This window comes from Bradyrhizobium sp. (genome assembly GCF_035935975.1).
Taxonomy (GTDB): Bacteria; Pseudomonadota; Alphaproteobacteria; order Rhizobiales; family Xanthobacteraceae; genus Bradyrhizobium.
Map to the genome: position 1 here is coordinate 118,856 of NZ_DASYWN010000044.1, position 11,490 is coordinate 130,345.

At 62.9% G+C, this 11,490-nt stretch carries 11 protein-coding genes, 1 tRNA gene and 1 pseudogene; 9 read left to right on the forward strand and 4 right to left on the reverse strand.

Features of this window, described 5'->3' with window-relative positions; translation table 11 throughout:
- Positions 1 to 110 precede the first annotated feature (110 nt).
- The 3 genes from VGR99_RS26825 to VGR99_RS26835 all read right to left on the reverse strand — a co-directional run bounded on the left by VGR99_RS26825 (position 111) and on the right by VGR99_RS26835 (position 3,126).
- Positions 111 to 386, reverse strand: coding sequence for a DUF1153 domain-containing protein (locus tag VGR99_RS26825; protein WP_002714638.1), 276 nt, complete (start codon positions 384 to 386; stop codon positions 111 to 113).
- A gap of 408 nt (positions 387 to 794) precedes the next feature.
- Positions 795 to 1,502 carry a flagellar hook assembly protein FlgD gene (locus VGR99_RS26830; protein WP_326902805.1) on the reverse strand — a complete coding sequence of 236 codons (708 nt, stop codon included), beginning with the start codon at positions 1,500 to 1,502 and terminating at the stop codon, positions 795 to 797.
- Between the two features lie 13 nt (positions 1,503 to 1,515).
- Complete coding sequence (locus tag VGR99_RS26835) at positions 1,516 to 3,126, reverse strand: flagellar hook-length control protein FliK (RefSeq protein ID WP_414645188.1); 1,611 nt, start codon at positions 3,124 to 3,126, stop codon at positions 1,516 to 1,518.
- A 343-nt stretch (positions 3,127 to 3,469) separates the two neighbouring features.
- On the opposite strand from VGR99_RS26835, the gene mnmA reads away from it, so the two are divergent.
- The 4 genes from mnmA (at position 3,470) to VGR99_RS26855 (ending at position 6,382) form a co-directional block, all read left to right on the forward strand.
- Complete coding sequence (mnmA, locus tag VGR99_RS26840; RefSeq protein ID WP_326902807.1) at positions 3,470 to 4,651, forward strand: tRNA 2-thiouridine(34) synthase MnmA; 1,182 nt, start codon at positions 3,470 to 3,472, stop codon at positions 4,649 to 4,651.
- Between the two features lie 86 nt (positions 4,652 to 4,737).
- Positions 4,738 to 5,376 (forward strand): class I SAM-dependent methyltransferase, encoded by a 639-nt coding sequence (locus tag VGR99_RS26845; RefSeq protein WP_326902809.1) that lies wholly within the window; start codon positions 4,738 to 4,740, stop codon positions 5,374 to 5,376.
- 282 nt (positions 5,377 to 5,658) lie between these two features.
- A complete protein-coding gene (locus VGR99_RS26850; protein WP_326902810.1) occupies positions 5,659 to 6,021 on the forward strand; it encodes a hypothetical protein in 363 nt (120 codons plus the stop codon).
- Between the two features lie 284 nt (positions 6,022 to 6,305).
- Positions 6,306 to 6,382 (forward strand) — tRNA-Met (locus VGR99_RS26855).
- 43 nt (positions 6,383 to 6,425) lie between these two features.
- On the opposite strand, the pseudogene VGR99_RS26860 reads toward VGR99_RS26855, so the two are convergent.
- Positions 6,426 to 6,635, reverse strand: a pseudogene (locus VGR99_RS26860) (IS481 family transposase); the annotation flags it as partial.
- Between the two features lie 652 nt (positions 6,636 to 7,287).
- On the opposite strand from VGR99_RS26860, the gene VGR99_RS26865 reads away from it, so the two are divergent.
- The 5 genes from VGR99_RS26865 (at position 7,288) to VGR99_RS26880 (ending at position 11,489) form a co-directional block, all read left to right on the forward strand.
- Positions 7,288 to 7,914 carry a UbiX family flavin prenyltransferase gene (locus VGR99_RS26865; RefSeq protein ID WP_326902814.1) on the forward strand — a complete coding sequence of 209 codons (627 nt, stop codon included), beginning with the start codon at positions 7,288 to 7,290 and terminating at the stop codon, positions 7,912 to 7,914.
- Positions 7,911 to 8,402 carry a pyridoxamine 5'-phosphate oxidase family protein gene (locus VGR99_RS26870; protein WP_326902816.1) on the forward strand — a complete coding sequence of 164 codons (492 nt, stop codon included), beginning with the start codon at positions 7,911 to 7,913 and terminating at the stop codon, positions 8,400 to 8,402. The genes VGR99_RS26865 and VGR99_RS26870 overlap by 4 nt, the downstream gene beginning before the upstream one ends.
- Positions 8,403 to 8,429: 27 nt before the next feature.
- Positions 8,430 to 9,857, forward strand: a complete 1,428-nt coding sequence (locus VGR99_RS26875) for a non-oxidative hydroxyarylic acid decarboxylases subunit C (protein ID WP_326902818.1) — start codon at positions 8,430 to 8,432, stop codon at positions 9,855 to 9,857.
- The gene (locus VGR99_RS40110) at positions 9,854 to 10,114 is read left to right on the forward strand and encodes a non-oxidative hydroxyarylic acid decarboxylases subunit D (protein WP_414645181.1); all 261 of its coding nucleotides are present in this window, start codon (positions 9,854 to 9,856) and stop codon (positions 10,112 to 10,114) included. Before VGR99_RS26875 ends, VGR99_RS40110 begins: the two co-directional genes overlap by 4 nt.
- A 259-nt stretch (positions 10,115 to 10,373) precedes the next feature.
- Positions 10,374 to 11,489 carry a DUF2336 domain-containing protein gene (locus VGR99_RS26880; RefSeq protein WP_326902820.1) on the forward strand — a complete coding sequence of 372 codons (1,116 nt, stop codon included), beginning with the start codon at positions 10,374 to 10,376 and terminating at the stop codon, positions 11,487 to 11,489.
- Position 11,490 lies beyond the last annotated feature (1 nt).

Consider the following 11,490-nt stretch of genomic DNA (forward strand, 5'->3'; position numbering starts at 1 on the left):
TAACGAGGGTTAAGAGATCGGACAAAAGTAATGCCAGAAGAAAACATGAAAAAAATCGGCCTCGCAGGGCGAGGCCGATTTTCGTCAAAAGCAGCAGATTTCCAGGTCGCTTACTGGCGATATTGCTGGATGCGGGTGGTGCGAAGACCCGCCAGACCGTGCTGGTCGATGGAAAACTGCCAGGAGAGGAATTCGTCGACCGTCAGGGTATAACGGCTGCAGGCCTCCTCAAGGGAGAGAAGTCCGCCACGCACAGCGGCAACGACTTCGGCCTTGCGGCGGATGACCCAGCGTTTGGTGCCGGGGGCGGGCAGATCTGCGATCGTCAGCGGACTGCCGTCCGGCCCGATGACGTATTTTACCCTCGGGCGATGGGGTTCTGTCATGGCGTACTCACAAACTCTCAACCACTGAACTCACGCCGTAACCGTACGCGCGGCGGCTTAAAAATCCGCTAAGCCTAAGGCTTCAATACAATTCTCGTTGAAACTTGCGGGAACACGACCGGCCCGGAGGGCTGAAAACACGGTTTCAGCCGGCCAGGCGGGGTAGAAGGTAAATACTTTACTAACGAACTGGGCCTGCGTTGACGCCGCAAAGCCCCCAACTGTCGTCCCGGGGCGCGCGCAGCGCGAGCTATGATGCGCAATTGCGCATCTGAGGACCCATAACCCCAGGAAGGGGTTTGACGACGACTCGGAGTGACCGGCTACGCGCTACAACCACTTCCTGTGGCTATGGATCCCCGCCTTCGCGGGGATGACACTGAAATCTGTTGCTACAGCGTTCCGCCATCAATTGCTGCTGGTGGCGATGATGCTCTTGACCTGGCTCAGCGTGTAGCTGGCGCCGTCGATCGTCAGCAGCGGCGGCGACTGAGTCAGGTCGACCGAGGACACCACGCCCTGCACCTGCGCGGCGATGCCGACATTGTTGTTCGCGACGTCCTTGCCGGTGGCCGAGATCGTGTACTTGCCATCAGGCCATTGCGTGCCGTCATTGCCCTGACCGTTCCAGGTGAAGGGAATGTCGCTGCCGGCGGCGGCGGTGTATTTGCCGGTGAACACGGTCTGGCCGCTGGCATTGGCGACCGTGATGTCGACGGTCGAGTCCGTCGGCACGTTGAGATGCCAGGTCGCCGACGACTTGGTCATGGTCGCGGTGGTGCCGTCGACCAGCGCGGTCTTGCCGACGAAGCCCAGCGCCTGGGTCGCCTGCGTGGTCTGCTGCAGGGTGACGAGCTGGGACAGCGAATCGTTGGTCTTGAGCTGCTGCTCGACGCCGGCGAACTGCACCAGCTGCTGGGTGAACTGGTTGGTGTCGAGCGGATCGAGCGGGTTCTGGTTCTGCAGCTGCGTCGTCAGCAGCGTCAGGAAGGTCTGGAAATTGCCGGCGAGCGTCGATCCCGTCGTCGAGCTCAGCGAGCTGGACGAAGAGGATTTCGGAACGTCGGTGGTGCCGGAGACGACGGTGGGGGCGGTGGCGGCATTCGTGGTGGTCATAAGCGAATACTCCTCACACTCTGATGTCGACGCCGCTGCTCGATCCGAGCATGCGGCCGTAGCCGCGCCCGACGGGCGCTGCGGGAACGCTGTCGTCCTCGCTGATGATCAGCCGGCGGGCATTGCCGCCATTGTCGTTGTTCTGGCCGGATTGCTGGCCCGATGAATTCTGGTCGCGCAGGCTGAAGGACAGCCCGTTGCTGCCGGTCTTGAGGCCGGCATCGTCGAGCGCGCGCTGCAATTGCGGCGCGTCCTGCCGCAGCATCTGCAGCGTCTCCGGCTTCTCGACCGTGAGATGCGAAGTGACCTGGCCGTTGCGGTCGACATTGATGCGGACGTCGATACGGCCGAGATCGACCGGATCGAGGCTGATGTCGAAGCGGGTTTTTCCCGCGCGCGCCGCGGCGGCGATCTCGATCGGCACGGCGTTGAGCGGCACCGCCGTTGAGGTGGCCGCGGTCGCGGTGAGCGTTGCGGTCGAGGCGGTCGCTGTCGAGGTGGTCGTGGTCAGCGGCGCCTGCACGGAGGAAGCGGCCTGCGCGCTGGTGTCGGTCTGCGTTGCTGCGGCCTGCGCGCCCGCATGCGCGTGCGTGGTCGTGGCGGGCGCGGCGTCAGTGGCGCCGGCCTTCGCATCGGCCTTCGCGTCGGTCGCGCCGGCCTCGGCCTGCGGCTTTGCGACCTGCGCGTGCGCGGCATTGGCATTCGCCGGCGTCTGCGCGGCGTTCGCCTTCGTGTCCTGGCCGATATTGGAGACGTCGGTCTGCTGTTGCGCGGTCGCGGCGGCCTTGAACGAGGTCTTTGGCGTGCCCTGGTCCACGGCGGCGATCAGGCCGCCATTGGTCTTGGCGTCGGTCTTGGCATCGGTCGCGGTCGCGTCCGTCGTGCCGGTCGCGGTATCGGCGAGCGTCGCCGTCGTATCGGCGTCGACCTTGGCGCTCGCGGTCTTGGCACTCTTGTCGCCCGGCGTCGCGCTGTCGGTCTTGGTGCCGGCGATCTGCGCCGCGGTGGAGGCGCTGGCGGCGATGCCGGCGGCGGCGATCGTCAGTGGCGAGGACGCGGTGTCGCTGGCCTGGGTCGCAGCAGCATTCGCATCGACAGGCACGACCGGTGCTGCGACCGCGACGGCATTCGGATCGGGCGCCACGGCCTGCGTCGCGTCGGCTTGGGCGGTGCCCGCGGCATCGACGGCGGCGGCGAGACCGTCGGCGGTCTTGTCGCTCTTGCTCTCGTCGGACTTGTCCGCCGACTTGGCGTCCGACGTCTCGGACTTGTCCTTGGTTTTGGTCGTCTTGGTCTCACCCTTGGCCGGATCGGCCGCCGCTTCGCTCGTGGTGTCGTTCGTGGCCGGCGCGGAATTGTCGGCGGTGTCGCTCGCCTTGCTCTGCGAGGAGGTGTCGGTGGAGGAAGTGTCGCGCGTGCTGCGGTCGGAGGCGGAAGACGAATTCGCCGAATCGGTCCGGCGCGGCGCGGTGTCCTGGGTGGTGTTGCTGATCGCCTGGGTGTTGCTGTCCACCAGCGATCCGAACGAGTCGGTCGTGTCCTTCGCCGCTTGCGACCGCACAGGCTTCGGGCTCGCGCTCGACGCATGCGCGCTGACAGCTACATCTGACGAAACACCGACCACAGGCGACCTCATGCCAACATCTTCGGCATGAGGGGAGCAAGGAGCGGGCCAGCGCTGTGCGGAGAAATTTTATTTAATTATATCAATGACTTATTGAATCGATGCCCCTGCTGCAGAGCAGCCTGGTACCCCGCCATTTCTGCCGGTCCCGGCAAGAATTGCCCTAAGCTGACCTGCCCTGCGATTGCTTCACCGGAATGCCGCCTATATTAATGAGGCAGCTTTCAGCCGCTTTCGACCGGGCCGTCGTGCCCCCGGGGGAACCGAAGTTCCCGGGGATTGCTTATGTCCCGGCCAGAAGCATTCATCGCGGACCGAACAACGCCGCCGTCACAAGAAGCCCATGCTCAACAGTCTGGATCTCGAAGGCCGTCCTGAGGACACCAGGGTCGTCGTCGCCATGTCGGGCGGTGTCGATTCCTCGACGACGGCTGCGCTGTTGAAGGCCGAGGGCTACGACGTCGTCGGCATCACGCTGCAGCTCTACGACCATGGCGCGGCCACCCATCGCAAGGGCGCCTGCTGCGCCGGCCAGGACATCCACGACGCCCGCGACGTCGCGGCCAAGCTCGGCATTCCCCATTACGTGCTCGACTATGAGGACCGCTTCCGCGAGTCCGTCATCGACAATTTCGCCGACAGCTACGCGCTCGGCGAGACGCCGGTGCCCTGCATCGAGTGCAACCGCAGCGTCAAATTCCGCGACCTCCTGAAAACCGCCCGCGAGCTCGGCGCGCAGGCGCTCGCCACCGGCCATTACGTCGCCTCGCGCCGTCGCGACGACGGCTCGCGCGCGCTGGTCTGCGCTGCGGATGCCGATCGCGACCAGAGCTATTTCCTGTTCGCGACCACGCAGGAGCAGCTCGACTTCCTGCGCTTCCCGCTCGGCGACATGACCAAGCCCGAGACGCGCGAGCTCGCGCGCCGCTATGGCCTTAGCGTCGCCGACAAGCACGACAGCCAGGACATCTGCTTCGTGCCGACGGGCCGCTACACCGACATCATCACCCGCCTGCGTCCGAACGCGATGGATCCCGGCGACATCGTCGATCTCGACGGCCGCGTGCTCGGCCAGCATCACGGCATCGCCAATTTCACCGTCGGCCAGCGCCGCGGCCTCGGCATCGCCTCCGGCTCGCCGCTGTTCGTGGTGCGCCTCGATGCCGCCAATCGCCGCGTCGTCGTCGGCCCGCGCGATGCGCTGAAGATGCACCGCATCGCCTTGCGCGACGTCAACTGGATCGGCGGCGGCGACATCGACCGCGCCATCGGAGGCGGCCTCGAGCTGTTCGTCCGCGTGCGCTCGACCCGCAGCCCCCAGCCGGCCTGGCTGCGCGGCGCCAACGGTCACTACGAAGTCGAGCTCGTCGCCGGCGAAGAGGGCGTCTCGCCCGGCCAGGCCTGCGTGTTCTACGATGCGCCCAGCGGCCAGGCGCGCGTGCTCGGCGGCGGCTTCATCCAGAGCGCTGCGGCGAAGGTCTCCGCCGCGACATCCCGCCCGCTCGCGGAAGCCGTGCGCGGCTGAACTTGCCCGGATCGGCCCCACCTGCTACCGCGAGAATGATCGTTTCACATCATTACCAGTAGAGTATCCGGGGCAGGGCAGGGGGCATGGCAGCAGACATCTCGCGGGCCGGGGTCGAGAAGGCCTATGGCCGCTGGGCGCCGGTCTACGATCTCGTGTTCGGCAAGGTCTTCGACGCCGGACGGCAATCGACCATCGCGGAGGCCGACCGCATCGGCGGCCGTATCCTCGATGTCGGCGTCGGCACCGGCCTGTCGCTGTCGGACTATTCGCGCACCACGAAGGTCTGCGGCGTCGACATTTCCGAGCCGATGCTGCGCAAGGCGCAGCAACGCGTGCGGAGCTTGCGCCTCTCCAATGTCGAAGTGCTCTCGGTGATGGACGCCAAGAACCTCGCCTTCCCCTCGAACTTCTTCGACGCGGTGGTCGCGCAATACGTCATCACCGCCGTGCCCGATCCCGAAGGCACGCTCGACGAGTTCGTGCGCGTGCTCAAGCCCGGCGGCGAGCTGATCCTCGTCAACCACATCGGCGCGGAAAAGGGCTTTCGCAAACTCTCCGAGCTCGCCTTCGCCCCGCTCGCCCGCCGCCTCGGCTGGCGCCCGGAATTCCCATGGCAGCGCCTCGTCAACTGGGCAAACAAACACGGCGGCGTCACGCTCACCGAGCGCCGCCCCATGCCGCCGATGGGCCACTTCTCGCTGATCCGCTATCACAAGGCGTAGCTGCAAACGTCACGAACGATGCGCTCCCTCTCCCGCTTGCGGGCAGGGTTGGGGAGGGGGTCTCTCCACCAGCGATATCTCGCGAGTTTCCTCCGTCATTGCGAGGAGCGAAGCGACGAAGCAATCCAGAATCCACCGCGGAGGCAGTCTGGATTGCTTCCGCCTTCGCCAAAGGCTTCGGCGGACAAGTCGCTCCGCTCGCAATGACGGGGGAACTGCTTCAGCCCAATCACATCGCGATGCGCCCGGGAACATCGCCCCCAACCCGTGCGTTCCCCTCCCATGCGCACGACATCAAACATCATCCTGGCCTGCCTCCTGATCGCCGCCTCAGGCGCCGCGATCGCGCAGGCCCCGCCGCTCCCTGCGACGCCGCCGCAAGCGACCGCGCCGCCATCGGCCCAGCACGCCGCCAATTGCATGCCGCAGGACCGCCCGAACCGCGCCACGACGCCCGACGGCACCACCACCGGCCAGTCCCGGGAACCGCTCGGCGACAAGCTGGCCAAATCCGACGGCGTGCTGTGCCCGCCCTCCGGCGTGGACCCCGACATGCACGCCCCGGCGCCCTCCACCGACGGCGCCATGCCCGTCATCCCGCCCCCCGGCAGCCCCGGCGGCGACCAGACCGTCAAGCCGAAATAGCTTGTCCCGCCGACTTGTCCGCCGAAGCTTCAGCGAAGGCGGAAGCCTTGGCGAAGTCGGATGCGGGGAGAGGCCGGAAATCCGCACGAGAGCGCAGATTTCCGGGTGAGAGGGACTCTCCGCGAGTCTGGTGCGCGAAAACGGGCGAGTTCGGCCCCAAACGACGCGATTTCGCCTGCGAAATCCCCCCATCAATCGGTGCCACCTTGCTTGACTTCCCGCCGCCCCCTTCCTTATATGCCGCGCGTTCGCGAGATCGGCCGTTGCGCCGTTCGCGACCCTGTGGCGGGGTAGCTCAGCTGGTTAGAGCACGGGAATCATAATCCTGGGGTCGGGGGTTCGAGTCCCTCTCCCGCTACCATCTTTCCCCTGTCCAGGCCGAAGACGTGGGTAACTGGTCGTACCTAAGACGTGGGTGACGACCTCGTGCCGAACGGGTTGTCGAGGGGCTGCAAGGTTTTCTGCTCCAGATCGAAGTATCCCAGATCATAGTGCATGAAGCTGACGAGCCAAATGCCGTCGTCGACCTCCCTGATGCCAAGTTTTTGTCCGGCCAGCACGGTGGAGAGGTTGATGCGCTTGCGATGCAGGCAAAGCCTTCCACAGTCGGTGACGAGCACCTCTTTTTCCGCACTTCGTGCAGCGGTTGCGCAGGCGGCTGCATCGGTACGCGATCAACGTGCTGCCCTCGAAGCCGATCAGAAACCTGGGATGCCCCGGCCGGGGGCGGGGTCTTGGACTGTGCGTAGCATTGCCGAGCTTACCACAGCGGTCAACGGCCTGCTGGCCGAAGCCTTGTCTCGCCCGATCGCGCGCTTGTTGAGCAGGCGCAGAGCTGCAAGCAAAGACTTGAGTCGGGCAACGGCGTAGGGGTGATCTATCTCACCGAGATGATCGCCATCTCTTGCGCAAGACGTATCTGGTGCAGTAGTCGCGCTGAGAGCAATGAAGATGGGCCCGGCAGGACTCGAACCTGCAACCAGACCGTTATGAGCGGCAGGATATCAATCAGCTTCATTGAATTTGCTGCGTTTTCGTTTGAGTTCGATCGCGTTTGTCGCACCTTGGTGAGGCGGACGTCGACGCGAGAGGCACATTGATCGATGCGTGAGTGGGCGGAGCGCCGAACCTGAAGAACGTCACATCCGCCTGTCTCGGCCGAAATGCATCAATGGTAGCGCCGTTGCAATTTGCCACGTGAAATTGTATGATTTTTCGTTTCCCAGGAGCCGGTCGCGACGGGGCTCCTTCAGGAGTACCGCGGCGATGCGTGTTGTCGTTGCAATGACAGGAGCGACCGGTGCCGTGTACGGTGCACGCCTGCTCGCCGTGCTTCGCGAATTGAACGTAGAGACCCATCTGGTTCTGAGCCGGTGGGCTGAAGTAACGATTGCCAAGGAAACCGGGCTTTCTGCCCGCGAGCTTGCATCCACCGCCTCAGTCGCTCATTCACGCGATAACCAGGGTGCATCGATCGCAAGCGGTTCATTTCGCCACGACGGCATGATCATCGCGCCGTGCAGCATGAAGACGCTGGCGGCAATCCGTTATGGATTTGCTGACGAACTGATTGTTCGGGCGGCCGACGTGACGCTGAAGGAGCGGCGTCGTCTGGTTTTGCTGACCCGGGAGACACCGCTCAACGACATTCATCTCGAGAATATGTTGGCGCTGAGCCGCATGGGCGCGATCATCGCGCCGCCCGTGCCGGCGTTCTATGGCAATCCGCAAACCATCGATGATCTCGTCGATCACACGATCGGCCGCGTACTGGACCTTTTTGGGCTGGAGTTTCCGAAACTCAAGCGATGGGACGGAATGCGTCGGGCCACCGAACCGCCTTCACTTTCCGTAGAACCGCGGGTCATTGCTGGCGGAGGAGGTACGAAATGAAGGAAGCCGAGCACACTTACATGGCTCCAGCGAGCAGCGGCGGGATCCCTGATGCGCTGGCGCGCTATCTCGATGGCACCGAACTGCTCACGAAAACGCAGGCGCTGCGTCTGTCGACGGTCGATGCCGACGGATGGCCTCACGCCGCTCTGCTCAGTGCCGGCGACATGCTGGTGACGCCCTCCGGCCGCATCCGCCTTGCGCTGTTCCCGCAATCGAGCATGACGTCCAATCTTGAACGCGACGGGCGGCTGGCGATTGCACTTTCGCTCGATGGGGGCATGTGCGAGTTGAGGCTCCGCTGTCGGCGGCTTGCTCATTCCTCTCCGGAGGTGCCGTTGGCGTTCTTCGAAGCAGAAGCTGAAACGGTACGTCACCATGTGGCGCCCTACGCAACCGTGACGACCGGAGTGACCTTTGCGCTACACGATCCCGGAGCCGTGCTCCCACGTTGGCAAAGGCAGATTGCCGCTTTGAGGTCAGCTTGAAACCCGTTTCAGCAGAGTGGGGCGACGATGCGAGCCTACAAGGACCTTCGTGAATTCCTGTCGGTGCTCGAGCAGGAGCGGCAATTGCTGCGCATCCATGATCAGGTTCTCCCCGAGCCTGATATGGCGGCCGCAGCCTGCGCCATCGCGCAGATCGGTGAACAAAGTCCCGCAATTGTCTTCGACAACATCGCGGGCTTCAGCAGTGCTCGGGTAGCGCTGAATGTACATGGATCATGGTCCAATCATGCTCTCGCGCTCGGCATGGACAAGGACGCCAGCATGCGGGACCAGTTTTTCGAATTCGTGCGGCGTTTCCAGCTTTATCCGGGCACGCTGGAGCGCGTCGAGAACGCGCCCTGGCAGGAAGTTGTCGTCGACAAGGATGTGAATCTCTATGAGCTTCTGCCGCTCTTTCGTCTCAATCGTGGCGACGGCGGCCATTTTATCGACAAGGCTTGCACGATCAGCCGCGATCTTGACGACTGGAACAACGATGATGTCGAGAACGTCGGAATATATCGCCTGCAGGTGAAGGGACGAAACCGCCTGGGAATCCAGACCGTGCCGCAACATGACATTGCGATCCACATGGCTCACGCGGAAGAGCGGGGGGAGGACCTGCCGGTTGCGATCGCGCTGGGAAATGAACCCATCATTACGCTGATGGGCGCCACACCGCTGTTGTATAATCAGCTCGAGTACAAGATGGCGGCGGTGATGCAAGGTGCGCCATACCGGGTCGTGAAGACGTCCAAGGGCCTGGATATTCCCTGGGGCTCCGAATACGTGCTGGAAGGGCGCGTGCTCTGCGGACAGCGCGAGACCGAGGGGCCGTTCGGCGAATTCCCCGGCTACTACTCGGGGTGTCACAAATACCCTGTGATCGAGATCGATCGGGTGTCGCACCGAAAGGACCCTGTTTACGACGCGGTCTATGTGGGCCGGCCCTGGACCGAGATCGATTTCCTGCAAGCCATGACGACCAGCGCGCCGATCTTCCTTCAAATCAAGTCGACCTTTCCCGAGGTCGTCGCGGTCAATGCACTCTACACGCATGGTCTGGTGGTCGTCGTCTCGACCAGAATCCGCTACGGCGGTTTTGCCAAATATGTGGGCTTGCGCGTCCTCACCACGACACACGGTCTCGGATACGCCAAACTGGTGATCGTCGTCGACGAAAACGTCGATCCGTTCGATCTGAACCAGGTGATGTGGGCAATGTCCGTGAAGGTCAATCCGGCGGGCGATATTGTAACCATCCCGAACCTCGCGGAGAATCTGTTGGATCCGGCGTGCAGCCCGGGAGGCATCGTTACCAAGATGATCATCGATGCCACCACGCCCGTCGCGCCGGATGTCCGCGGCGATTACGGCGAAGAGCTGGACAGGCCGCTTGGCACCGATCAGTGGCAAACGAAGCTCTTGGGCCTGGTGAAGGAGATGCGCAAATGACGGAGTCCAGCGTTCGAGTTGCTCCGACCGCATGCCCGCGGTGCCGATCGGGTACAATCGCGACGATCGCCAAATCTTCCGTTGCCGGCGTTTGGACCATCTTCGGCTGTTCAATCTGCTTCTATGCCTGGAGATCGACCGAACCCGAGGAGAACGTAGACCCCGAGAAATATCCCATCGCATTTCGGTTGCGCCTCCAGGATCTTGCGAACCTGAAGGTCGTACCGCCCGTTCCGCCGCGCCGATCGTCCTCGTGAGTTGGCGGAAAGGTCGCGCCCATCATAGCGGCGTTCATCCTCTCGCCGATTTCGGCGCTTGGGCGGGTTGTTGACGGCGCCGGCTTCCTCCAAGTCAGGCAATACCTAAAATTGGATCGATCCGATTAGGCGGACCTTATGCCCGATCCAAGGCGGCTGTAATGCTTTTACTGCGCGTTCAGGTCTGAGAGGTGTCATCGGCCATTGCTTTGAAATTCCGCTTTTGTCGTTCGATTATTTTCAAACTGCGAGGGCATCAATGGCCGCTACAGCGTCATTCTTGGCCGAGTTGGACGAAGCAGTCGCGAGAGGAAATCCCGAGAGTTGTCTGCGTGCGCTCTGGCATGCGGCTGATATCCTGATCGCCGGCACTTATTCCGAGGAGCAGATCTGGACTTTCGGTGAGGTCATCGGTCGTCTCGCGCAGGAGATTGAGGCGAGCGCGCGGGCGAAGCTCGCAGGAAAGCTCGCATGCAGCTCAAATGCGCCCTATGCGTTGACCCGGCAGATGGCAGGCGACGACTGCATCGATGTCGCATGGCCGATTCTCACTCAGTCGGAGCGCCTTGACACCGAGACATTGATTGCGTGTGCCAAGAACAAGAGCCAGCAACATTTGCTTGCAATCTCCAAGCGACAAACGGTCCCGGAAGCGGTGACCGATGTCCTGGTGGTGCGGGGAACTCCCGAGGTCGTAACCTCGGTCGCATCAAATGCTGGGGCGAATTTCTCCAAATCCGGATTCCTGCACCTGGTGCGGCGGTCGGAAGGGGATTCGATCCTCGCTGAATCGGTGGGACTTCGAAAGGATATTCCTCGACATCTCTTCCATCAGTTGATCGCCAAAGCCTCTGAAGAGGTGCGGCAAAAGCTGAAGAGGGAGCGTCCGGATATCGAAAATCAGGTCCATCGCGTCGTCGTTGATGTCACCGGGGCTATTCATGCCAGGTTTGGCCCGGCGTCGAAGGATTACTTCACGGCGAAACGCACGGTGGCAAAACTGCATGAGAGAGGCGAATTGACAGAAGACAAGGTCTTCGAACTTGCGCACTCTCTCAAGTTCAACGAGACCACCGTCGCTCTGTCGTTGCTCTGTCGGCTTCCGATAGATGTCGCGGAACGGGCATTGATCGAGAAGGATCGCGAGCCGGTGTTGATCTTGGCCAAGTCTCTCGATTTCTCATGGCCCACCACGATGGCGCTGCTGTTCCTGGGTGCTGCCAACTACCGGATAACCGCTGGCGAGCTGGATCAATTGAAGATCGATTTCCATCGGTTGAATGTCAAGGCGTGCCGGGAGGTCGTCACCATCTACCGAACGCGAAAGGAGGAGGTTTTCGGCGGCTCGTCTCGACAGCCTCCGCGCATGATCTAGA